The 20,886-nt window shown below is 58.4% G+C and carries 22 protein-coding genes; 15 read left to right on the forward strand and 7 right to left on the reverse strand.

Annotated features, from left to right (window positions below):
* Positions 1 to 99: 99 nt before the first annotated feature.
* Complete coding sequence (dksA, locus tag ACQ4OB_RS05815) at positions 100 to 540, reverse strand: RNA polymerase-binding protein DksA (protein ID WP_007902025.1); 441 nt, start codon at positions 538 to 540, stop codon at positions 100 to 102.
* 331 nt (positions 541 to 871) lie between these two features.
* Here dksA and ACQ4OB_RS05820 point away from each other — a divergent pair, with 331 nt between their 5' ends.
* Both ACQ4OB_RS05820 and sfsA read left to right on the forward strand, forming a co-directional pair.
* Entirely contained in the window at positions 872 to 2,044 is a 1,173-nt protein-coding gene (locus tag ACQ4OB_RS05820; protein ID WP_430955266.1) for a pyridoxal phosphate-dependent aminotransferase, read from the forward strand.
* Positions 2,044 to 2,757 (forward strand): DNA/RNA nuclease SfsA, encoded by a 714-nt coding sequence (gene sfsA / locus ACQ4OB_RS05825; RefSeq protein WP_074870936.1) that lies wholly within the window; start codon positions 2,044 to 2,046, stop codon positions 2,755 to 2,757. The genes ACQ4OB_RS05820 and sfsA overlap by 1 nt, the downstream gene beginning before the upstream one ends.
* Here sfsA and ACQ4OB_RS05830 read toward each other — a convergent pair.
* Positions 2,754 to 3,071, reverse strand: a complete 318-nt coding sequence (locus ACQ4OB_RS05830) for a Rieske (2Fe-2S) protein (RefSeq protein WP_102616504.1) — start codon at positions 3,069 to 3,071, stop codon at positions 2,754 to 2,756. The genes sfsA and ACQ4OB_RS05830 overlap by 4 nt on opposite strands.
* A gap of 166 nt (positions 3,072 to 3,237) precedes the next feature.
* Between ACQ4OB_RS05830 and ACQ4OB_RS05835 the strand changes: the two genes are divergently transcribed.
* The 4 genes from ACQ4OB_RS05835 to ACQ4OB_RS05850 are packed head-to-tail and all read left to right on the forward strand — an operon-like array spanning position 3,238 to position 6,784.
* On the forward strand, positions 3,238 to 4,110 hold the full coding sequence (locus ACQ4OB_RS05835) for a heme/hemin ABC transporter substrate-binding protein (RefSeq protein ID WP_430955267.1): 873 nt from the start codon (positions 3,238 to 3,240) through the stop codon (positions 4,108 to 4,110).
* Between the two features lie 50 nt (positions 4,111 to 4,160).
* Entirely contained in the window at positions 4,161 to 5,144 is a 984-nt protein-coding gene (locus ACQ4OB_RS05840) for a FecCD family ABC transporter permease (protein ID WP_173860491.1), read from the forward strand.
* On the forward strand, positions 5,144 to 5,911 hold the full coding sequence (locus ACQ4OB_RS05845) for a heme ABC transporter ATP-binding protein (RefSeq protein ID WP_102616502.1): 768 nt from the start codon (positions 5,144 to 5,146) through the stop codon (positions 5,909 to 5,911). Before ACQ4OB_RS05840 ends, ACQ4OB_RS05845 begins: the two co-directional genes overlap by 1 nt.
* Positions 5,912 to 5,932: 21 nt before the next feature.
* Entirely contained in the window at positions 5,933 to 6,784 is an 852-nt protein-coding gene (locus tag ACQ4OB_RS05850; RefSeq protein ID WP_430955268.1) for a ChaN family lipoprotein, read from the forward strand.
* Positions 6,785 to 7,007: 223 nt separating this feature from the next.
* Here the strand turns inward: ACQ4OB_RS05850 and ACQ4OB_RS05855 are convergent, their stop codons facing one another.
* From ACQ4OB_RS05855 to ACQ4OB_RS05870, 4 genes are all read right to left on the reverse strand, one after another.
* The gene (locus ACQ4OB_RS05855) at positions 7,008 to 7,817 is read right to left on the reverse strand and encodes a Crp/Fnr family transcriptional regulator (RefSeq protein WP_430955269.1); all 810 of its coding nucleotides are present in this window, start codon (positions 7,815 to 7,817) and stop codon (positions 7,008 to 7,010) included.
* Positions 7,818 to 7,832: 15 nt separating this feature from the next.
* On the reverse strand, positions 7,833 to 8,105 hold the full coding sequence (locus ACQ4OB_RS05860) for a TfoX/Sxy family protein (protein WP_003228231.1): 273 nt from the start codon (positions 8,103 to 8,105) through the stop codon (positions 7,833 to 7,835).
* A 252-nt stretch (positions 8,106 to 8,357) separates the two neighbouring features.
* Positions 8,358 to 8,702: a pentapeptide repeat-containing protein gene (locus ACQ4OB_RS05865; RefSeq protein WP_074870926.1), complete on the reverse strand. Its 345-nt coding sequence runs from the start codon at positions 8,700 to 8,702 to the stop codon at positions 8,358 to 8,360.
* 91 nt (positions 8,703 to 8,793) lie between these two features.
* On the reverse strand, positions 8,794 to 10,350 hold the full coding sequence (locus ACQ4OB_RS05870) for an AAA family ATPase (protein WP_074870924.1): 1,557 nt from the start codon (positions 10,348 to 10,350) through the stop codon (positions 8,794 to 8,796).
* A 118-nt stretch (positions 10,351 to 10,468) separates the two neighbouring features.
* Between ACQ4OB_RS05870 and mrcB the strand changes: the two genes are divergently transcribed.
* The 3 genes from mrcB to ACQ4OB_RS05885 are packed head-to-tail and all read left to right on the forward strand — an operon-like array spanning position 10,469 to position 13,879.
* On the forward strand, positions 10,469 to 12,793 hold the full coding sequence (mrcB, locus tag ACQ4OB_RS05875; protein WP_074870922.1) for a penicillin-binding protein 1B: 2,325 nt from the start codon (positions 10,469 to 10,471) through the stop codon (positions 12,791 to 12,793).
* A 16-nt stretch (positions 12,794 to 12,809) separates the two neighbouring features.
* Positions 12,810 to 13,544 (forward strand): tetratricopeptide repeat protein, encoded by a 735-nt coding sequence (locus tag ACQ4OB_RS05880; RefSeq protein ID WP_430955270.1) that lies wholly within the window; start codon positions 12,810 to 12,812, stop codon positions 13,542 to 13,544.
* Complete coding sequence (locus ACQ4OB_RS05885) at positions 13,544 to 13,879, forward strand: YqcC family protein (protein WP_074870920.1); 336 nt, start codon at positions 13,544 to 13,546, stop codon at positions 13,877 to 13,879. The genes ACQ4OB_RS05880 and ACQ4OB_RS05885 overlap by 1 nt, the downstream gene beginning before the upstream one ends.
* Positions 13,880 to 13,986: 107 nt before the next feature.
* Here the strand turns inward: ACQ4OB_RS05885 and ACQ4OB_RS05890 are convergent, their stop codons facing one another.
* On the reverse strand, positions 13,987 to 14,409 hold the full coding sequence (locus ACQ4OB_RS05890; protein WP_102616498.1) for a DUF4124 domain-containing protein: 423 nt from the start codon (positions 14,407 to 14,409) through the stop codon (positions 13,987 to 13,989).
* A 400-nt stretch (positions 14,410 to 14,809) separates the two neighbouring features.
* On the opposite strand from ACQ4OB_RS05890, the gene ACQ4OB_RS05895 reads away from it, so the two are divergent.
* The 6 genes from ACQ4OB_RS05895 (at position 14,810) to msrQ (ending at position 20,792) form a co-directional block, all read left to right on the forward strand.
* The gene (locus ACQ4OB_RS05895) at positions 14,810 to 16,534 is read left to right on the forward strand and encodes an acetolactate synthase 3 large subunit (RefSeq protein ID WP_074880347.1); all 1,725 of its coding nucleotides are present in this window, start codon (positions 14,810 to 14,812) and stop codon (positions 16,532 to 16,534) included.
* Positions 16,535 to 16,536: 2 nt separating this feature from the next.
* Positions 16,537 to 17,028: an acetolactate synthase small subunit gene (ilvN, locus tag ACQ4OB_RS05900; protein ID WP_003176102.1), complete on the forward strand. Its 492-nt coding sequence runs from the start codon at positions 16,537 to 16,539 to the stop codon at positions 17,026 to 17,028.
* A gap of 48 nt (positions 17,029 to 17,076) precedes the next feature.
* The gene (gene ilvC, locus ACQ4OB_RS05905; protein WP_007948647.1) at positions 17,077 to 18,093 is read left to right on the forward strand and encodes a ketol-acid reductoisomerase; all 1,017 of its coding nucleotides are present in this window, start codon (positions 17,077 to 17,079) and stop codon (positions 18,091 to 18,093) included.
* A 144-nt stretch (positions 18,094 to 18,237) separates the two neighbouring features.
* On the forward strand, positions 18,238 to 19,095 hold the full coding sequence (pssA, locus tag ACQ4OB_RS05910; RefSeq protein ID WP_076029747.1) for a CDP-diacylglycerol--serine O-phosphatidyltransferase: 858 nt from the start codon (positions 18,238 to 18,240) through the stop codon (positions 19,093 to 19,095).
* Between the two features lie 63 nt (positions 19,096 to 19,158).
* Positions 19,159 to 20,172 carry a protein-methionine-sulfoxide reductase catalytic subunit MsrP gene (gene msrP / locus ACQ4OB_RS05915; protein WP_430955271.1) on the forward strand — a complete coding sequence of 338 codons (1,014 nt, stop codon included), beginning with the start codon at positions 19,159 to 19,161 and terminating at the stop codon, positions 20,170 to 20,172.
* A complete protein-coding gene (gene msrQ / locus ACQ4OB_RS05920; RefSeq protein ID WP_102616497.1) occupies positions 20,172 to 20,792 on the forward strand; it encodes a protein-methionine-sulfoxide reductase heme-binding subunit MsrQ in 621 nt (206 codons plus the stop codon). The genes msrP and msrQ overlap by 1 nt, the downstream gene beginning before the upstream one ends.
* The last annotated feature ends 94 nt before the right edge of the window (positions 20,793 to 20,886 follow it).

Genomic DNA, 20,886 nt, shown 5'->3' on the forward strand with positions numbered 1-20,886 from the left:
GCAATCGCGAGCAGGCTCGCTCCCACATTTTAGTTCTGGGGCAAATGTCAGAAACAAAAACGGAGCGTTCGCACGCTCCGTTTTTCGTTCAAGTCGAGATTACTTGCCGACTTGCTTTTCCTTGATTTCCGCCAGGGTCTTGCAGTCAACGCACATGTCGGCGGTAGGGCGGGCTTCCAGTCGCTTGACGCCGATTTCGACGCCGCAGGACTCGCACCAGCCATATTCTTCGTCTTCGATCAGTTGCAGCGTCTTGTCGATCTTTTTGATCAACTTGCGCTCGCGGTCGCGGGCACGCAGCTCGAGGCTGAATTCTTCTTCCTGGCTGGCACGGTCTGCCGGGTCCGGGAAGTTGGCCGCTTCGTCTTTCATGTGATCAACCGTACGGTCGACTTCCTGCATCAAGTCCTGTTTCCACTTATTCAGGATCTTGGTGAAGTGAGCGCGCATGGGCTTGCCCATGTATTCCTCGCCCTTCACTTCTTTGTAGGGTTCGAAACCGCTGATCGACTGGTTTTGCTGCTTTGCTTGGGTGGGCATGAAATGGACCGCCTCTACTCTTGTAATCCATTGCGCAGGATTGCTCCATCACCGACACCTGCCGGCCCTGCGGCTGCAAGCGGGCGAACTTACCAGATCAAATCGGACCGCGTTACTCCCGGATGTCGAGGTAGTGGCCCGCGGTGCTTGCAAATGATTGCAAAGCCTTGTCTGGTGGCGCTGGAGACCTGATCAATTATTGATTTTAGTCAAACCTGAGACACACGCTCGAGTCGTTTGAGAACAGCGTTATATCGGTCTGACCGCTTTAGGTTCTCGCTCGTTCCTGCGCTTGGGTAGAATTGGTTTTTTTCCCGTTGAAGGAAGGCTAATGGCTCAGTCCTACAGTGCCCGCAGTCGCGCGATCGAACCTTTCCATGTCATGGCGCTGCTCGCGCGGGCCAATGAACTGCAAGCCGCGGGTCACGACGTGATCCACCTGGAAATCGGCGAACCCGACTTCACCACCGCCGAGCCGATCATTCAGGCCGGTCAGGCCGCGTTGACGGCGGGGAAGACCCGTTACACCGCCGCGCGCGGCATTCCCGAGCTGCGTGAGGCGATTTCCGGCTTTTATCAGCAACGTTACGGTTTGAACATCGATCCGCAGCGAATCCTCATCACGCCCGGCGGTTCCGGTGCGCTGCTGTTGGCCAGCGCCTTGTTGGTGGATCCGGGCAAGCATTGGCTGCTGGCGGACCCGGGATACCCGTGCAACCGGCACTTTCTGCGGTTGGTGGAAGGCGCGGCGCAGCTTGTCCCGGTAGGCCCGGACGTGCGCTATCAGCTGACGCCGGACCTGATTGCCCGCCACTGGGACCACGACAGCGTTGGCGCCCTGGTGGCTTCGCCAGCCAATCCGACCGGGACGATCCTGACCCGCGACGAGCTGGCAGGCCTGTCTGCTGCAATCAAAGCGCGTCACGGGCATCTGGTGGTGGACGAGATCTATCACGGCCTGACCTACGGCACCGATGCGACCAGCGTGCTGGAAGTCGATGACAGTGCCTTCGTCCTGAATAGTTTTTCCAAATATTTCGGCATGACCGGATGGCGCCTCGGTTGGCTGGTGGCGCCGGAAGCGGCGGTCGGGGAGCTGGAGAAACTCGCGCAGAACCTTTACATCAGCGCCCCAAGCATGGCTCAGCACGCTGCTCTGGCCTGCTTCGAACCGGCCACGATCAGCATTCTGGAAGAACGTCGCGCCGAATTCGGCCGTCGTCGGGATTTCCTCCTGCCAGCCCTGCGAGAGTTGGGCTTTGGGATCGCCGTTGAGCCTGAGGGCGCGTTCTACTTGTATGCCGATATCAGCAAGTTCGGCGGCGATGCCTTCGCGTTCTGCCGACATTTCCTCGAAACCGAACACGTGGCGATTACTCCGGGTCTGGACTTCGGGCGTTACCAGGCCGGCCATCATGTGCGGTTTGCCTACACCCAAAGTCTTGTGCGCCTACAAGAAGCGGTCGAGCGGATTGCGCGCGGCTTGAAGAGCTGGCAAGGCTGATGCGTTTTCATCCTCCCCTCGAAGAAGGCCGTTTGATTCGCCGTTACAAGCGTTTTCTTGCCGATATCGAAACCGTTAGCGGCGAGTTGTTGACCATTCACTGCCCCAACACTGGCTCGATGCTCAATTGCCAGGTCGAAGGCGGGCAGGTCTGGTTCAGCCGTTCCAATGACCCCAAGCGCAAGTTACCCGGTACCTGGGAAGTCGGCGAAACCCCGCAGGGGCGCTTGTTTTGCGTGAACACCGGGCGGGCCAACGGCTTGATCGAAGAAGCATTGCGAGCCGGCGTCATCACCGAACTCAACGGCTTTACTGAGCTGAAGCGTGAAGTGGCCTACGGTCAGGAAAGCAGTCGTATCGATTTCCGCCTCGATTACCCGAGCGGGCCGGCGTATGTCGAAGTCAAAAGTGTCACCCTGGGCTTCGATGGCTCACTGGTAGCGGCATTTCCCGATGCGGTGACCCAGCGCGGGGCCAAGCATTTGCGCGAATTGGCGCATTTGGCTCGGGATGGAATCCGTGCCGTGCAGCTCTATTGCGTCAATCTCACCGGCATCGACGCCGTGCGTCCGGCACAAGAAATCGATTCGGCCTACGCCGCAGCTTTGCTGGAGGCGGTGGCATGCGGAGTCGAAGTGTTGGCTTATGGCGTGCGGTTGACCCACGAAGAAATGGTGGTCGATCGGCGTCTGGAGGTGTTGCTCAACGGCTAAAGACTGACCCAAATTCCTTGCTCGTCTTCGCGGCAGGCGACGGTGGTCAGGGATTGCCCGGCGCAAGGGCCGGCGACGCATTCCCCGTCTTCGATCAGGAACAGTGCGCCGTGGGTCGCGCACTGGATCAGGCTGTTGCTGGGGTCGAGAAACTGGTCGGGTTTCCATTCCAGCCCCACGCCACGGTGCGGGCAGCGATTGATGTAAACGTAAACCTCGCCGCCTCGGCGCACGGCAAAAAGCTTCTGGCCGTCGATGTCGAAACCGCGACTGCTGGCATCGGCCAGCTCAACGCCTGCGCAAAGAAACTTCATGTCTATCCTCAAGTCCGGCAGCTCGTGACTGGATATGTCCGAGCTTGACGTTCAAATGCAAACAATTATCAAATGGCCGCCTTGCCCTTCGGGTGCAGAGGCCAGGCGCCAAGGATACGTGGCCTGTCATCTCGATGCCCGGGAAAACCCTTAAAGGAAGCTGTTTATGCGCCTGAGTACCCGCGCTGCTGCGCTCTGTGTCGGACTCCTCGTCAGCCATCACGTTGCAGCGGCCGAGTTGCCACAACGTTGGGTCAGTGCCGGGGGCGCTTTATCGGAATGGATCAGCGCGCTGGGCGGTGAATCGAAACTGGTCGGTGTCGACACCACCAGCCAGTACCCGGAATCGCTCAAGGCATTGCCAAGCATCGGGTATCAGCGGCAATTGTCGGCGGAGGGCATCTTGAGCTTACGCCCGCAAATACTGGTCGGCACCGAGGAAACGGGACCGCCACCGGTACTTTCGCAGGTTCGCAGCGCGGGTGTGCAGGTCGAACTGTTTTCGGCCCAGCCGGATCTATCGACGTTGCAGGGCAATTTGCAGCGTCTGGGCAAATTGCTCGGCGCTGAAGATCAGGCTTCACAAGTGTTTCAGACTTATCAACAGCAACTCGATCAGCAAAAGATCCGGGTCACTCAGGCACAGGTGAAAGAAAAATCGCCGGGCGTGCTGTTGTTGCTTGGTCACGCGGGCGGCAAACCGCTCATCGCCGGAAAGGACACCGCCGCCGATTGGTTGCTGCAACAGGCCGGTGGGCACAATCTGGCCACGCATAGCGGCTATAAACCCTTTTCTGTCGAATCCCTGGTCAGCCTGGATCCCGAGGTGCTGGTGTTTGCCGATCGCGCACTGACCGGTGATGCGGCCCGTGCGGCGTTGTTCAAGGAGAACCCGATCCTGTCCTCGACCCGCGCGGCCAAGGACGGGCGAGTCATGGAGCTTGATCCGACGTTGTTGGTCGGGGGCTTGGGGCCGCGGTTACCCGATGCGATGAAAAAACTGTCTGACGCCTTTTACCCCGGCACGGCCGGCCAATGACCATCCTGGTTAAACCCCGTGCTTTGTTCACTGGCCTGACTCTGCTGTGTTTGCTGGCTATCTGGTTGTCATTGGCGCTTGGGCCGGTGAGCTTGCCGTTGTTCGACACCTTGCGCGCAGCCCTGCGGCTGGTGGGTGTACCGATCGCGCCCGACGGGCTGGAACAGGCCGAGCTGATCCTCGGGCAGATTCGCTTGCCGCGAACCTTGTTGGGTTTGGCCGTGGGCGGGGTGTTGGCATTGTCCGGTGTGGCGATGCAAGGATTGTTTCGTAACCCTCTGGCCGATCCGGGGCTGGTCGGCGTCTCCAGCGGTGCGGCATTGGGCGCGGCCATCGCGATCGTCGGTGGTTCTGTGTTCGGCGGTCTGCCTGAATCCTTCGGGCCGTATCTGTTATCGCTGTGCGCGTTTCTCGGCGGGCTCGGCGTGACCGCGTTGGTGTATCGACTGGGCCGACGCAACGGGCAGACCCATGTCGCGACCATGCTGCTGGCCGGCATTGCGTTGACTGCGCTGGCCGGTTCCGCCGTGGGGCTGTTCACCTATCTGGCGGATGACGCGACGCTGCGCACCCTGACGTTCTGGAACCTGGGCAGCCTCAATGGCGCCAGCTATTCGCGACTCTGGCCGTTACTGCTGATCAGTGCCGGCGTAGCGCTGTGGCTACCGCGCCGGGCCAAGGCCTTGAATGCGTTGTTGCTGGGTGAGTCGGAGGCGGGTCACCTGGGGATCGATGTCGAACGGCTCAAGCGCGAGTTGGTGTTTTGCACGGCGTTGGGTGTCGGTGCTGCGGTGGCCGCGGCGGGGATGATCGGGTTTGTGGGTCTGGTGGTACCGCATCTGGTGCGACTGCTGGCCGGGCCGGATCATCGGGTGCTGTTGCCAGCGTCAGTATTGGCCGGTGCCAGTCTTCTGTTGTTTGCCGATCTGGTAGCGCGACTGGCCCTGGCGCCGGCCGAATTGCCGATCGGGATCGTCACGGCTTTCATCGGTGCGCCGTTCTTTCTGTATTTATTGGTCAGGGGGCGTGCCTGATGTTGCGAACGCAAAATCTGCAAATCCGTCGCGGCCGAAAGGTTGTCCTGACGGACATCACGCTTGAGCTCAAGCCGGGCGAAGTTCTCGGCGTGCTGGGGCCGAATGGCGCTGGCAAAAGCACTTTGCTCGGCGCCTTGTGCGGCGAGTTGCGGGCTCATCAGGGCAGCGTCTGGCTCGATGAGCGCGAACTGAGCGATTGGACGGGGACGTCGCGAGCGCAGCGTTTGGCGGTATTGCCGCAGGTGTCGACCCTGGACTTCGCCTTTCGTGTAGAAGAGGTGGTCGGCATGGGCCGCTTGCCCCATCAAAGCGGTCGGGTCCGCGATGACGAAATCGTCGCCGCCGCATTGCACGCTGCCGATGCCGGGCATCTGAGTGGCCGCAGCTATCTGGCCTTGTCCGGTGGCGAGCGTCAGCGGGTGCATCTGGCGCGGGTTCTGGCGCAGCTCTGGCCGGGCGAAGCAGGGCAAACGTTGTTGCTCGATGAGCCAACGTCGATGCTCGACCCGCTTCATCAGCACACCACATTGCAAGCTGTGCGCGAGTTCGCCAACAGAGGCGCGGCGGTACTGGTGATCCTGCATGATCTGAACCTGGCAGCGCGTTATTGTGATCGCCTGTTACTGCTTGAAGGCGGGCGCCCGGTAGCGCTCGATACACCGGCGCAGGTGTTGCGCCCGGAGCCACTCAAGGCCGTGTTCGGGCTGGAAGTGCTGGTGCAGCAGCACCCGGAGCGTGGGCATCCGCTGATCATCGCCCGCTGAGTTTTTTAATGGAGTGAAAACATGCGTGGGATTTTGATGCTGGCCTTGCTGTTGCTGAGTGCCTGTCAGCATGTTTCGACTGCGCCACCGGTTGTCGGCGAGATTCGGGACTTGCGCAGCGGTCAGACCCTCACGGCAGAGGAACTGATTGAACGGTTGGTGAAGCCTTCACGGCTGATCGTGGGCGAACAACATGACAATCGCGATCACCATGAATTGCAGCTGTGGTTATTGCAGTCGCTGGGTGAGCGACGAGTTCAAGGCAGTCTGCTGCTGGAAATGCTCACGCCGGATCAACAGCCGCGTGTCGATGACGTTCGTCATGCCTCGACACCGCCAGCGGATTTGCCCGGTGCATTGGCCTGGCAGGCGGGGTGGGAGTGGAATCTGTACGGGCCGATCGTTCGCTTCGCGCTGTCCCAGCCATACCCGCTGCTGGCAGCCAATCTGGACACGTCCGAAGTCCGTGCCGTTTACGCCAACCCTGTGACATTGAGCGGTTCGCGCTCCAACGCCGCTTCAGTCAAGGAAGCGTTGCTCAAGGAAGTCAGCGACTCCCACTGTGGCCTGCTGCCGACATCGCAGATGCCGCCGATGCTGGCGGTCCAGCAGCAACGTGACCGACGGATGGCTGAACGCCTGTTGGCAGCGGCCACGCCTTCACTGCTGTTTGCCGGCGCTTACCATGCACGCAAGGATGTCGGCGTGCCGGTTCATGTGCTTGATCTGGGTGAGCCCCAGGCGCCTGCGGTGTTGATGCTGGCCGAGCAGGGGAGCGAGGTCACACCGGCGATGGCGGATTACGTCTGGTACACGCCTGCCATGCCACCCCAGGATTACTGTGCGCAAATGCGTAAGCAATTTGGCAAGTGATCGAAGGCCATTTCTCCAGGCAAAAAAAGACCCGGCAAGAGCCGGGTCAAATAACCGTGATTAGCCTGATGAGGAGATATCTGAGAGTCCGAACCAAGGGCTTTTCAAATATCGACCAGTCTCGCGACCGGATGTGGTAATCATAGCGATTCTCATTACCATGTCAACAGCTGATTTCTGAATGCTTTGAAATGCGCTGACTGTTTGCTGGAAACCTCCGTAATCATTGGGTTTCAGCCTGCGGGGTTAGTGAACTCAGCTGAATGATCTGCTCGTTCAGCAGGTCGATACGTCGGGCCATGCTCTCGATCAGGCTGTGGGCGATCTTCGGATTGCTTTGGGTCAGGCTGAGAAACTGGTCTTTGGGGATCAGCATGACAGTGCTGGCTTCGCTGGTGATCACGCTGGCGTTACGCTTCTCGCCAGTGAACACCGCCATCGCGCCAAAAATCTCGTCCTTGGGTATATCGCCGACTTTGTGCCCGTCGACAAAGGCTTCGGCGTGGCCATCAATGATGACGAACACCTGATCCGGTTCATCGCCCTGACGGATCAATACTTCGCCACTGGCCACGCGCTGAAAACCATTGGTGCTTCGAAACTCGGGCTTTTTCAGGCGGACGACAGCGTCGGACAGCAGAACGGCCTGACCGGTCATGTATTGAAGAAACAACTCCGAACGCTCCAGGTCGGCATAGATATGTTGAAAAAACTCGGATCGCAGGTACGGCATCAGTGCCAAAGGGCTATCGCTGCGGAAGCGGCAACGCGGCAGCTCGGTGCCCTGACGCAAGCCGATCAAATCGCCCTCGTGCAGATAGAACAATGCCCGATCATCGATGGATCCATGCAGCAGGCCATTTTCCAGCATAAAAAGTTGATTGCCGGGTAACAGGACGCCCAGATCATCGACGGCCGCAAATTCCAGGCTTGGCCCGCAAGGCATCAAACCTTCCAGCAGCCGGACAGGAATATGTTGCAGTCGGTTGATCAGCGCGTCGGCGTAAGCCGGTTGTTCCCCAAGTAGGTACATGGCAGCTGCGTCCGTTCAGTTCTTGTGACGTGACGAAATAGCTTCCAGCTGTTTGTTCAGGGCGTCCTTGCGCTCGGCGGGAATGTCATTCCAGTGCACATCCATCAGGGCACCTTCGATGGCATACAACAACACCTTGGATGCCCGAAACCCGCGCGTGCGCACGGCCCGATAAGCATCCACTGCCCCCAGGCGACGCAAGTCCGAGGCGCTGTGAATGCCCACGGCATGTAGCCACTGCGCCGACGTCTTGCCAAGATTCTTCAGGTGCTGCAGTTCATCATTCATCAAGCCTCCTTGCGACGGCCGAACGGTGCGTGGGCGAGCTTCTCAGGAGTGTAGCCATCAGTAGGAAAAGCGTGATTGTTTGGTCGGTTTCGACGCAAAAGCTTCTAAGAAGCAAAGTCGTGACGCGGTGTGAAAGTCCGCGAGCGCGGTAGGAAGAGAGGGCGGTGGAATCAGGGTTTCGGGCAAAATATGCCCAGCGTTCAGCGTTCAGCGCGTTGCGGGGGCGCCGAACGGGTCAGTTAAAAGTCGCTTTTAGCGGGTGCGATAACGCAGGCGTGTACCGAAATTCATCGACATCAGGATCTCGTCAGCACTCAGTTCTGGCGGGAAGTAGGCGCCGGAGATCTGTGCGTGAGCCAGGCTCGCACCTTCCAGGGAAGCGTTGCGAAAGTCGATGCCGCGCAAGTCGGCGGAACGGAAATAGGCATCGGTAAAGTCGATGCCGTCGGCGTTCAGTTCACGCAGGTCCAGCCCCCGGAAATCGCCACCGACCATGTCGACAGGTCCTTCTTTCGGGCGCTCGTTGTTGAAGCCAGTGATGTCGTCTTTGTGCAGCAAAGCATAAAGCGGGGTATCGAGAAGTTTCGGCTGGCTCATGTCAGATCACCTGTTGGTTTTATGACGCCAGTATAGTGCCACTATTTGGCAGCCGTGAAGCCGGCGAAGGCTTCACGGCTGAAATAGTTTCTTACAGGCCCGGCAGGCGCTGGCGAATCTGTGCAACGACTGTGTCCAGGGTTCCGCTTTCATTGGTCTGAACGCGTTTACTGCAGAGAATCTCTTCTGGCGTCAGAGCCTCACGAGTGGCCTGTTGGGCTTCGATAACCGCCAGGGTGGCGTCGGATGGATCCTTTTTGTCTGCCTGACGCAGGGCCAGCCAGCTCTCGATCACCGCTTGCGGCGCATTGCAATCGAGGATCAGGAAGGGCGCGCCGGTGGCTTCGGCGATTTTTGCTGCGCCGTCACGCTGGTCGCGTTTTAGGTATGTCGCATCGATTACCACGGGGAAGCCTGCCCGCAGGATCACCGAGGCGATTTCATGCAGTCGGGTATAAGTGGCGGCAGTGGCGTCGGCGCTATAGATGCCGGCCTGAGGGTCGTTTGCCACGGTTTGCTCGCCGAACAGACGTTTGCGCTCTACATCGGAACGCAGGCGAATGGCGCCCAACGCTTCCACCAGGCGCATGGCCACGTGGCTTTTGCCGACGGCAGAAACACCGTGGGTGATGGCCATGAAGCGCGAAGGAATGGTGCTGTAGCTTTCCGCCAGGTTGGCGTAATTGCGGTACTGGCGCAGGGTGGTGGCTCGCTGCACCGGGGCGGCTTCAGCCGGCATGCTGAACAGGCTGACCTTGGCGCGAACCAGTGAGCGATAGGCTTTATAGAAGTTCAGCAACTCAAGGCCCTGGTAATCGCCGGTCAATTCCAGGTATTGGCTGATGAAGCGACGCGCCAGGCTCTTCAGGCCGCGGTCTTCCAGATCCATCGCCAGGAAGCCGGTGTCGGCATAAACGTCGGTGAAGCGGAACGGTTCGTTGAACTCGATGCAGTCGAAGATCACGACCTTACCGTCGATCACGGTGGCGTTGCCCAGGTGGATGTCACCGTGGCATTCGCGGATGAAACCGTCGGCCTTGCGCTGGGCGAACAGTGGCTTGAGGCGTTCGAAGCTGCTTTCGGCCCAGGCTTGCAGCGCATCCAGTTGCAGCAGATCGGCCTTGTCGCTGAGGAACGGGCGGATCTGTTCGAAGTTCTGGCGTACAGGTGCCATCACGCTGTCCGGCGTACCGGCTTCGTGTTCGGCAGGCACTTTCGGTGCGTTGAGGTGGAATTGGGCGATCTGTACGGCCATCTCGTCGATGTGCGCCGTGGTCAATTCACCATTGGCTTGTAGGGTGCTGAGTAACCCGCTCTGTGGGAATTGACGCATTTTCAGTGCGTAATCGACGACCGGACCCTCGCCGCCCAGTTGTGGGGCTTCGGCGCTGCCGGTGATTGGCAATACTTCGAGGTACAAATCGTTGGTCAGGCGCTGGTTAAGACGCAGCTCTTCCGCGCAAAAATGCTTGCGAGCGTCGAGGTTGGTGAAGTCGAGAAAGCCGAAATTCACCGGCTTCTTCACTTTATAAGCAAACGGGCCGGTGAGGATGACCCAGGAAATATGGGTTTCGATGACCTGGAACCCGTCTACGGGATGCGGGTAGAGGGCCGGGTTTTGCAGGGCGGCGATCAGGGACTGGCTCACAGGCGATCCTTCAAAGTCTGGGGAAAATTCACGGTCGCCATTATGGCCGCAAGTCCGTCTGACGCAAACCTCGGAGGGCTCCTGTTGAGTCTGAATAAAGTGCGTATAATCCGCCGCCATGACTCGTACTCGATCCCCTCGCACCCCCAAAAAACCACCTTCCAAGGGCCTGCGCCCCTGGCTGGGCTGGGCCCTTAAACTCAGTCTGGTCGGCCTTGTGGTGCTGGCCGGGTTCGCGGTTTACCTCGACGCGATCGTCCAGGAGAAATTCTCCGGCAAGCGCTGGACCATTCCGGCCAAGGTGTACGCGCGCCCGCTGGAGCTGTTCGTCGGACAAAAGCTCAGCAAGGACGATTTTCTGACTGAGCTCGATGCCTTGGGTTATCGACGGGAAAGCGTGGTCAACGGCCCCGGCGCAGCCTCGGTCAGCGGCAATACCGTCAATTTGAATACCCGTGGTTTTCAGTTCTATGAAGGCATGGAGCAAGCGCAACCGGTACGGGTGCGTTTCTCCGGTGATTACGTGGCCGAACTGTCGGCGACCAACGGTTCGAAGCTTTCGGTCGTGCGCCTCGAGCCACTGCTGATCGGTGGCCTGTACCCGAAAAACCTCGAAGACCGGATTCTGATCAAGATCGATCAGGTGCCGCCGTACTTGCTCGAAACCCTGGTGGCTGTTGAAGACCGCGACTTCTATCACCACTTTGGCGTTTCGCCGAAGTCGATCGCGCGGGCGATCTGGGTCAACGGTTCTTCCGGCCGCATGCGTCAGGGCGGCAGTACGCTGACTCAACAGTTGGTCAAAAACTTCTACCTGACCAACGAACGCAGCCTGAGCCGCAAACTCACCGAAGCCATGATGGCGCTGCTGCTTGAGCTGCATTACGACAAGCCGGAAATCCTTGAGGCTTACCTCAACGAAGTGTTCATCGGTCAGGACGGTCAGCGTGCGGTGCACGGTTTTGGCCTGGCGAGCCAGTTTTTCTTCAGCCAGCCGTTGGCCGAACTGAAGCTGCATCAAGTGGCGTTGCTGGTGGGCATGGTCAAAGGGCCGTCTTCCTACAACCCTCGTCGTTATCCGGAGCGGGCCCTTGAGCGGCGCAACCTGGTACTCGACGTATTGCAGGAGCAGGGCGTCGCCACTGCCGAGCAAGTCGAAGCGGCGAAGAAGATGCCGTTGGGCGTGACCAAGCGCGGCAGCCTGGCGGACAGCTCGTTCCCTGGCTTCCTCGACCTGGTCAAGCGTCAGCTGCGTGAAGACTATCGCGACGAAGACTTGACCGAGGAAGGTCTACGGATCTTCACCAGTTTCGACCCGATCCTGCAGATGAAAGCCGAGGCGTCGGTCAACGACACCTTCAAGCGGCTCTCCGGGCGCAAGGGTTCCGATGAGGTTGAAGCGGCCATGGTCGTGACCAACCCGGAAACAGGTGAAGTCCAGGCCATGATCGGCAGTCGTCAGGCGGGTTTTGCCGGCTTCAACCGTGCGCTGGATGCTGTACGACCGATCGGCTCTTTGATCAAACCGGCGGTTTATCTGACAGCCCTTGAGAAGCCGAGCCAGTACACATTGACCAGTTGGCTGTCGGACGATTCCTTCTCGGTCAAAGGCGCGGACGGTCAAGTCTGGAAACCGCAGAACTATGATCGCCGATCCCATGGCACTGTGTTTCTGTATCAGGGCCTGGCGCATTCCTACAACCTGTCGACCGCGCGTCTCGGGTTGGCGGTGGGCGTACCGAATGTCCTGAAGACCCTGGCGCGTCTCGGTGTGAGTCGCGAATTCCCGGCGTTCCCGTCGATGTTGCTGGGCGCTGGCGGTCTGACCCCGATCGAAGTCGCGACGATGTACCAGACGCTGGCCAATGGTGGCTTCAACACGCCGATGCGTGGGATTCGCAGCGTATTGACCGCTGAAGGTGAACCGCTCAAGCGTTATCCGTTCCAGATTCAGCAGCGTTTCGATCCGGCCTCCATTTACCTGGTCCAGAGCGCGATGCAGCGGGTCATGCGTGAAGGTACCGGCAGTTCGGTTTACAACGTGCTGCCGAAAACCCTGACGTTGGCCGGCAAGACCGGTACCAGTAACGATTCGCGGGACAGCTGGTTTGCCGGTTTCAGTCAGGACCTGCTGGCAGTGGTCTGGCTGGGGCGCGACGACAACGGCAAGACACCGTTCACCGGCGCCACCGGTGCGTTGCAGGTCTGGACCAGTTTCATGCGCAAGGCCGATCCGTTGCCGCTGGACATGCCGCAGCCAGACAACATTGTTCAGGCCTGGGTCGATTCGCGTACCGGGCAAGGCTCTGATGCCAACTGCCCAGGCGCGGTGCAGATGCCGTATATTCGCGGCAGCGAACCGCCTCCCGGTGCCGCTTGCGGTGGCGAAAGCCCTGTTTCCGGCGAAACGGTGATGGATTGGGTCAAGGGCTGGATGAATTAAGCAAAGAGGGTTTCAAGTGAACAAGTGGTTGATTCCAGCGGTTACCGCCGTGGCTTTGCTCAGCGGTTGCTCCTCCGTACAACGCGGGTCGATTCCGGTTGTGGATTCCGGAAGCGCCGTTTCTAACAGTGAGCGGGTATCGGCGAATGGCGGTTTCCGTCAGACGACGACTAAACGTCCTGTGCAAGCCCAGACTCAGGCGATTCCACAAGGTGATACCGGCGTCGTCGTGATGGTGCCGGGTGGCGGTGCAGTGACGTCGGCACCGATCAGCACCGCGCCGATCACGCCAGGCCCGATTACCCCGGGGCCGATCGATACCTCGCCGGTTCAGTCGGCACCGGTCAATCAGGGCAGCTACAGCATGCCGTCGACGCCGAGCGGGATTCCTTCGGCGAGCTCCGGTGGCTTGTCTGCCGACGAGCAATTGGACGGTCCGGTTCTGGCCTTGCTGACTACCGCTCAGCAGCAACAGGCGAGCGGTGATCTCAACGGTGCTTCCTCCAGCCTCGAGCGTGCCCAGCGTGTTGCGCCGCGTGAGCCGCAAGTGCTTTATCGTCTGGCTCAAGTGCGTATGGCTCAAGGCGATGCGCCACAAGCCGAGCAGTTCGCTCGTCGTGGCCTGACCTTCGCCAATGGTCGTCCGGCACTTCAGGCCAGCCTGTGGGAATTGATCGCTCAGGCGCGTGAGAAACAGGGTGATTCTGCTGGCGCAGCATTGGCCCGTCAGAAGGCCAAGGTTTCGCTGTGATGGATGCGCGCTTTCCGAAGATTGCCGAACAGTTGCTGCTGATCGAGCGCGAGCTGCGGGTCCAGGGTTGGTGGGACGAGGTCTCGCCCTCCGCCGAAGCGCTTTCCAGTGTCGAACCGTTCTCGGTCGATACGCTGGATTTCGAGCAGTGGCTGCAATGGATCTTCCTGCCGCGGATGAAGATGATCCTCGAGCAGGATCTGCCCTTGCCCAACGCTTCGGGAATTCAGGAGATGGCCGAAATGGTTTTCGCCGCGCGTAATGTCCAAGGCAGGGATCGGCAGCTTCAGGTCTTGCTCAAAGAGTTCGACCTGTTGATCACCGCCTCTCGCTAATCCCGCCCCTTTGTAGGAGCTGAGCTTGCTCGCGATTGCAGGTGCTGCGGTGTGACAGATACACCGCGTCATCGTTCATCGCGAGCAAGCGCTGCTCCTACAAGTGTCTACTGGCAGTTATCCGCAATCTGCTTCTGTGCTTCGCTGATGCGATCCTGCCGCTGCTGGTCGGTCAGGCGGCGCATCTCGCCTTCAACATCTTCCCGTATCCGCGGATTGTTCTGCAGTTGAGCCAGGTTCGTCCGCGCCTGTTCGCAGAATGCCTCTAGCTGGGCCTGCTGCTCGGCGACCTGCTTTTTCACTTCTTTGTCGATGGCCTGTTGATCACCAATAGCGCTGCTGCGTGGCGGCGGGGGCTGGTTGCTGGCAGGCGTGGAGGGCGTGACCACGGTGGTGGCTTCCCGGCCTTGGGGCGGCTGGGCGTCGAAGTGGGTAACGCCCTGGGCGTCGACCCATTTGTAGATCTGAGCGGCCATGCCCAGAGGGCTGATGCCTATCAGCAGGCTGACGGTCAGGAAAAACGTTCGCATGCCATTTCCTTGTATTGGGTTGCGCAATTGAAGCTAACACAGTTGCTGTTTAGCGGTTTTTTCTTGCTTTCTCATGTGCTTAGTTCAATAAAGCACATAGACGACTTGACTTGGAGAGGACGAAACAGAAGAATCCAAAGTCCGCTGTAGAGGGACTGCCAGAAGCAGGCCCGCTCAGCAGATCATGAGGCGCACATCCGCGCCGACCTGTTACACCCGCAACGCGTTACCTCGCGCTGGGTGGGAAAGGCCCGCAACACTTGGGACGATCCCAATACTTGCTCAGTCAGTGCTGACGTAGTCGGCGACCACCGTCGCTCATGCTCTGCTGAGAAGTAAACCTATTAAGACCCGTCCCCTTTTGTGTGGACGGTATTCTGGCGTTTTAGAGGTGAACAACGTGGAGCTTTTATCTGGCGGTGAGATGCTCGTCCGCTTTTTGCGTGACGAAGGCGTCAAATATATCTACGGGTACCCGGGTGGTGCTCTTCTTCATGTTTACGATGCGCTGTTCAAAGAACCGGAAGTGACCCACATCCTGGTTCGTCACGAACAGGCTGCGACCCATATGGCTGACGGCTATGCCCGTGCCACCGGTAAAGCCGGTGTGGTACTGGTAACCTCCGGCCCGGGCGCAACCAACGCCATTACCGGTATTGCCACGGCCTACATGGACTCCATTCCGATGGTGGTCATTTCCGGCCAGGTGCCTAGCACCATGGTGGGCACCGATGCGTTCCAGGAAACCGACATGATCGGTATCTCCCGGCCGATCGTGAAGCACAGCTTCATGATCAAGCACGCGTCGGAAATCCCGGAAGTCATGAAGAAAGCGTTCTACCTCGCGCAATCCGGTCGTCCTGGTCCTGTCGTTGTCGATATCCCGAAAGACATGACCAACCCGGCCGAGAAGTTCGAATACATCTTCCCGAAAAAAGCCAAGCTGCGTTCCTACAGCCCGGCCGTTCGCGGTCACTCCGGGCAAATCCGCAAGGCGGCAGAAATGCTCCTGGCGGCCAAGCGTCCTGTGATGTATGCAGGCGGCGGCGTGATTCTCGGTGGTGGCTCCGCGCCGCTGACCGAGTTGGCGAAGATGCTCAACCTGCCAGTGACCAATACCCTGATGGGGCTGGGTGCCTACCCTGGCACCGACCGTCAGTTTATCGGCATGCTCGGCATGCACGGCAGCTACACCGCTAACCTGGCGATGCACCATGCCGACGTGATCCTTGCCGTCGGTGCTCGTTTCGACGACCGCGTGATCAACGGCCCGGCCAAGTTCTGCCCGAATGCCAAGATCATTCACATCGACATCGACCCGGCTTCGATCTCCAAGACCATCAAGGCAGACGTGCCTATCGTCGGTCCGGTCGAGAGTGTCCTGACCGAGATGGTCGCGATCCTCAAGGAAATCGGCGAGACCCCGAACAAGGAGTCCGTTGCCAGCTGGTGGAAACAAGTGGATGAGTGGCGCGGTGATCGCGGCCTGTTCCCTTACGACAAGGGCGACGGCAGCGTTATCAAGCCGCAGACCGTGATCGAAACCCTGTGCGAAGTGACCAAGGGCAATGCCTTTGTTGCCTCCGACGTGGGCCAGCACCAGATGTTCGCGGCGCAGTACTACACGTTCAACAAGCCAAACCGCTGGATCAACTCCGGCGGCCTGGGCACCATGGGTTTCGGTTTTCCGGCGGCCATGGGCATCAAGTTGAGCTTCCCGGATGACGACGTCGCCTGCGTCACGGGCGAGGGCAGCATCCAGATGAACATTCAGGAACTGTCGACCTGCCTGCAATATGGTTTGCCGGTAAAAATCGTCATCCTGAACAACGGTGTTCTGGGTATGGTTCGCCAGTGGCAAGACATGAGCTATGGCAGCCGTCACTCGCATTCCTACATGGAATCGTTGCCTGATTTCGTCAAGCTGGCGGAGGCCTATGGCCATGTCGGCATGCGCATCACCGACTCGAAAGATTTGAAGTCGAAGATGGAGGAAGCGTTCGCCATGAAAGATCGCCTGGTGATCATTGATGTTTCGGTCGACACCAGCGAGCACGTCTACCCGATGCAGATCAAAGACGGCTCCATGCGCGATATGTGGCTGAGCAAGACGGAGCGTACATAATCATGCGGCACATTATTTCCTTGCTTCTGGAAAACGAACCGGGCGCTCTGTCTCGTGTAGTCGGCCTGTTCTCGCAGCGCAACTACAACATCGAAAGCCTGACCGTGGCACCTACCGAAGACCCGACCCTGTCGCGTCTGACGCTGACCACGGTTGGCCATGATGAAGTTATCGAGCAGATCACCAAGAACCTGAACAAGTTGATCGAAGTGGTCAAACTGGTCGACCTGTCGGAGAGTGCTCACATCGAGCGCGAGCTGATGCTGGTCAAGGTCAAGGCTACCGGTGCCCAGCGCGCCGAGATCAAACGCACTACCGATATTTATCGTGGGCAGATCGTTGACGTCAGCGCTAGCGTGTATACCGTTCAATTGACCGGTACCAGCGACAAGCTCGACAGCTTCATTCAGTCCATTGGCACCGCCTCGATTCTGGAGACCGTCCGCAGCGGCGTAACCGGTATTGCCCGCGGCGACAAAGTACTCAGCATCTAAACCAAATTAGCGAATGGCCTGAACGGCCTGGATATATAGGGGAATTTCATGAAAGTTTATTACGAAAAAGACTGCGACCTGTCGATCATCCAGGGCAAGAAAGTTGCCATCATCGGTTACGGTTCCCAGGGTCACGCTCAAGCGTGCAACCTGAAAGACTCCGGCGTTGACGTTACTGTTGGTCTGCGTAAAGGTTCGGCGACTGTTGCCAAAGCCGAAGCTCACGGCCTGAAAGTGACCGACGTTGCTTCCGCTGTTGCGGCTGCCGACCTGGTCATGATCCTGACCCCGGACGAGTTCCAGTCCGCTCTGTACAAGAACGAAATCGAGCCGAACATCAAGAAAGGCGCCACCCTGGCCTTCTCCCACGGCTTCGCGATCCACTACAACCAGGTTGTTCCGCGCGCTGACCTCGACGTGATCATGATCGCGCCGAAAGCTCCGGGCCACACTGTGCGTTCCGAGTTCGTCAAAGGCGGCGGTATCCCTGACCTGATCGCTATCTATCAGGATGCTTCCGGCAACGCCAAAAACGTTGCACTGTCCTACGCCGCTGGCGTTGGTGGCGGTCGTACCGGCATCATCGAAACCACCTTCAAGGACGAGACCGAAACCGACCTGTTCGGCGAACAAGCCGTTTTGTGTGGTGGTACCGTTGAACTGGTTAAAGCCGGTTTCGAAACCCTGGTTGAAGCTGGCTACGCGCCGGAAATGGCCTACTTCGAATGCCTGCACGAATTGAAGCTGATCGTTGACCTCATGTACGAAGGCGGTATCGCCAACATGAACTACTCGATCTCCAACAATGCTGAGTACGGCGAGTACGTGACCGGTCCGGAAGTGATCAACGCCGAATCCCGTCAGGCCATGCGCAACGCCCTGAAACGTATTCAGGACGGCGAATACGCCAAGATGTTCATCAGCGAAGGCGCTACCGGCTATCCTTCGATGACCGCCAAGCGTCGTAACAACGCCGCTCACGGTATCGAAATCATCGGCGAGCAACTGCGCTCCATGATGCCGTGGATCGGTGCCAACAAGATCGTCGACAAAGCTAAAAACTAAGTCGCGCACTTGTACGGAAAACGCGGCCCAGGCCGCGTTTTTTCGTTTGGGTGGCTGGTTCTGGTATAAAGCTGCATCGTTTGCGGCCGAACCGTCGTCCCAGACACCTGTCCAAACTTTCCACCCCGTTGCAAGGTAATGTCCATGAGCGAACGTCCCGAAGAGCCAAACCAGGCTTCTGACGCCGAAAGCCTGCTGCCCATCGATGAGCACATCGAGGAAGGGCATGACGCTGAAGGCCGTAAAGTCCGGCATCGTGGTATCTATCTTTTGCCGAATCTGTTCACCACTGCGAATCTGTTCGCAGGGTTTTATTCCATCATCAACTCGATGAGCGCCCAGAGCGCCTTGAGTGCCGGTGATTCGATTGGTGCGAGCAAGTATTTTGCTTTCGCTGCGATCGCGATTTTTGTCGCAATGGTGCTCGACGGCCTCGATGGTCGCGTGGCCCGTATGACCAATACCCAGAGCGCCTTCGGTGCTGAATACGACTCGCTGTCCGACATGGTCGCGTTCGGTGTTGCACCAGCATTGTTGGCATTCGGTTGGGCTTTGGGCGATATGGGTAAGGTTGGCTGGATGGTCGCCTTCATTTATGTAGCCGGTGCGGCGTTGCGTCTGGCGCGTTTCAATACCCAGGTCGGCACTGCGGACAAGCGCTACTTCATTGGTCTGGCCAGTCCGGCTGCTGCTGGTGTGGTTGCAGGCATTGTCTGGGCGTTCAGTGATTACGGCATTCAGGGCTCGAAGATGTCCTTCCTGGTGGCGCTAATGGTTGCGGCTGCCGGCATGCTGATGGTCAGTAACATCAAGTACAACAGCTTCAAGGAGCTGGACTTGAAAGGGCGTGTGCCTTTCGTGGCCATCCTCGCGGTGGTGTTGGTGTTTGCCGTGGTGTTCAGTGATCCTCCACGCATTCTGTTGCTGGTTTTCCTCGCTTATGCGGCTTCCGGCCCGGTGCAGTACTTGTTGCGTCTTCGTCGGCACAAAAAAGCCGAGTGATGTAATTTCCCTCATACTCCGCAGTCTGTTGGTGCATATGTTCTCCAATGCTGCGGAGTTGCCATGCTGATCAAAGTCCCCAAAGCGTCTGACTGCCATGAGTCGGACGTCACGCCTGAATCCTTCTATCTATCTCGTCGCAATGTACTTGGTGCTGCTGTCGCCGGTTTGGCTGTTAGCGGCTTGCCGCGTTGGGTCAGTGCCGCCGATGCTGCGCGATATGCGGATGTCGAGCCTGGCAAGGCGCCTGCCTGGTTTGCCGAAAAACTGCCTTCTACCAGATGGGGCGCGGTTAACGTCAAGGATGAGGCGATCACACCCTTCAAGGACGCGACCCATTACAACAACTTCTATGAGTTCGGCACCGATAAAGGTGATCCCGCCGCCAATGCCGGCGCGCTGAAAACCGAGCCTTGGAGTGTGGTAATAGATGGAGAGGTGGGTAAGCCAGGACGGTACGCACTGGAAGACTTCATGAAGCCTTATCAGTTGGAGGAGCGTATTTATCGTCTTCGCTGTGTAGAGGCTTGGTCGATGGTCATTCCATGGATCGGATTTCCCATCTCGGCCTTGCTCAAGGAAGTTGAGCCGACGTCCAAAGCGAAATTCATTTGCTTCGAAACCCTGGAAGATCCCAAGAGCATGCCCGGGCAACGTTCCGGTTTTGCCTTGATCGATTGGCCATATGTTGAAGGCCTGCGTCTGGATGAGGCGATGAATCCGTTGGCGATTCTCGCTGTAGGTATGTATGGACGGGAGTTGCCTAATCAGAACGGCGCACCTCTGCGTTTGGTAGTGCCGTGGAAATACGGCTTCAAGAGCATCAAATCCATCGTGCGGATCAGTCTGGTCAGCGATCAACCGAAAACCACCTGGCAAAGCATTGCCGCGGATGAGTACGGCTTCTATGCGAATGTGAATCCCGCAGTCGATCATCCGCGCTGGACTCAGGCTCGGGAGCGACGTCTGCCGAGCGGGCTGTTCAAACCTAATGTGCGGGACACGCAGATGTTCAATGGCTACTCGGATGAAGTTGCTTCTCTATATACAGGGCTCGATTTGCGGAAGAACTACTGATGCGATTTCCGTTTTGGCGCATTAGCGTCTTTATAGCTGCTGCGGTCTGGCCGCTGCTTTGGTTGTATCAGGCCTGGCAGGATGTGCTGGGACCTGATCCGGGCAAGGTGCTGGTTGACCGGTTGGGGCTGGGGACGCTTGTCCTGCTGCTAATTACGTTAAGCATGACACCTGTGCAAAAGCTTACCGGCTGGGCGGGGTGGGTTGCTGTCCGGCGCCAACTGGGGTTGTGGTGCTTCACTTATGTGGTTTTGCACTTGATTGGGTATACGGCGTTTATCCTCGGATTTGATTGGTCGCAGTTGGGTGTCGAGTTGCGCAAGCGGCCGTACATTATTGTCGGGGCGTTTGGTTTTTTGTGTTTATTGGCTTTGGCGGTGACCTCGAATCGTTATAGTCAGCGGCGTTTGGGTTCTGGCTGGAAGAAACTGCATCGTCTTGCCTATGTGGTTCTCGGGCTTGGATTGCTGCATATGTTGTGGATCGTGCGCGCTGATCTTAAGGAGTGGGCGGTTTACGCCTCTATAGGTGCATTGCTATTAGTGTTGCGAGTCCCCCCTGTAGCCCGCCGAATTCCACGATTAAAAGCCAAAAAGACACCTTCGGCACGAAAGGCGTAATTAAAGGTTGACGGCAGATTCTGGAAGTCTATAATTCGCCCCACTTCCGGCGCAGTCGAAACGGAAAACTCCTTGGTAAACAATGAGTTATGCA

This window comes from Pseudomonas sp. ES4, assembly GCF_050586665.1.
Taxonomy (GTDB): domain Bacteria; phylum Pseudomonadota; class Gammaproteobacteria; order Pseudomonadales; family Pseudomonadaceae; genus Aquipseudomonas; species Aquipseudomonas frederiksbergensis.

What these genes read in the sequence shown, in the direction of transcription:
- ACQ4OB_RS05890 (WP_102616498.1), bottom strand. Translation starts at nt 14,409, where the DNA reads ATGCGAACGTTTTTCCTGACCGTCAGCCTGCTGATAGGCATCAGCCCT.
- ACQ4OB_RS05855 (WP_430955269.1), bottom strand. Translation starts at nt 7,817, where the DNA reads ATGTACCTACTTGGGGAACAACCGGCTTACGCCGACGCGCTGATCAAC.
- ilvC (WP_007948647.1), top strand. Translation starts at nt 17,077, where the DNA reads ATGAAAGTTTATTACGAAAAAGACTGCGACCTGTCGATCATCCAGGGC.
- dksA (WP_007902025.1), bottom strand. Translation starts at nt 540, where the DNA reads ATGCCCACCCAAGCAAAGCAGCAAAACCAGTCGATCAGCGGTTTCGAA.
- ACQ4OB_RS05850 (WP_430955268.1), top strand. Translation starts at nt 5,933, where the DNA reads ATGCGTGGGATTTTGATGCTGGCCTTGCTGTTGCTGAGTGCCTGTCAG.
- pssA (WP_076029747.1), top strand. Translation starts at nt 18,238, where the DNA reads ATGAGCGAACGTCCCGAAGAGCCAAACCAGGCTTCTGACGCCGAAAGC.
- ACQ4OB_RS05860 (WP_003228231.1), bottom strand. Translation starts at nt 8,105, where the DNA reads ATGAATGATGAACTGCAGCACCTGAAGAATCTTGGCAAGACGTCGGCG.
- ACQ4OB_RS05845 (WP_102616502.1), top strand. Translation starts at nt 5,144, where the DNA reads ATGTTGCGAACGCAAAATCTGCAAATCCGTCGCGGCCGAAAGGTTGTC.
- ACQ4OB_RS05830 (WP_102616504.1), bottom strand. Translation starts at nt 3,071, where the DNA reads ATGAAGTTTCTTTGCGCAGGCGTTGAGCTGGCCGATGCCAGCAGTCGC.
- mrcB (WP_074870922.1), top strand. Translation starts at nt 10,469, where the DNA reads ATGACTCGTACTCGATCCCCTCGCACCCCCAAAAAACCACCTTCCAAG.
- ACQ4OB_RS05835 (WP_430955267.1), top strand. Translation starts at nt 3,238, where the DNA reads ATGCGCCTGAGTACCCGCGCTGCTGCGCTCTGTGTCGGACTCCTCGTC.
- ilvN (WP_003176102.1), top strand. Translation starts at nt 16,537, where the DNA reads ATGCGGCACATTATTTCCTTGCTTCTGGAAAACGAACCGGGCGCTCTG.
- ACQ4OB_RS05865 (WP_074870926.1), bottom strand. Translation starts at nt 8,702, where the DNA reads ATGAGCCAGCCGAAACTTCTCGATACCCCGCTTTATGCTTTGCTGCAC.
- msrQ (WP_102616497.1), top strand. Translation starts at nt 20,172, where the DNA reads ATGCGATTTCCGTTTTGGCGCATTAGCGTCTTTATAGCTGCTGCGGTC.
- ACQ4OB_RS05885 (WP_074870920.1), top strand. Translation starts at nt 13,544, where the DNA reads ATGGATGCGCGCTTTCCGAAGATTGCCGAACAGTTGCTGCTGATCGAG.
- ACQ4OB_RS05820 (WP_430955266.1), top strand. Translation starts at nt 872, where the DNA reads ATGGCTCAGTCCTACAGTGCCCGCAGTCGCGCGATCGAACCTTTCCAT.
- sfsA (WP_074870936.1), top strand. Translation starts at nt 2,044, where the DNA reads ATGCGTTTTCATCCTCCCCTCGAAGAAGGCCGTTTGATTCGCCGTTAC.
- msrP (WP_430955271.1), top strand. Translation starts at nt 19,159, where the DNA reads ATGCTGATCAAAGTCCCCAAAGCGTCTGACTGCCATGAGTCGGACGTC.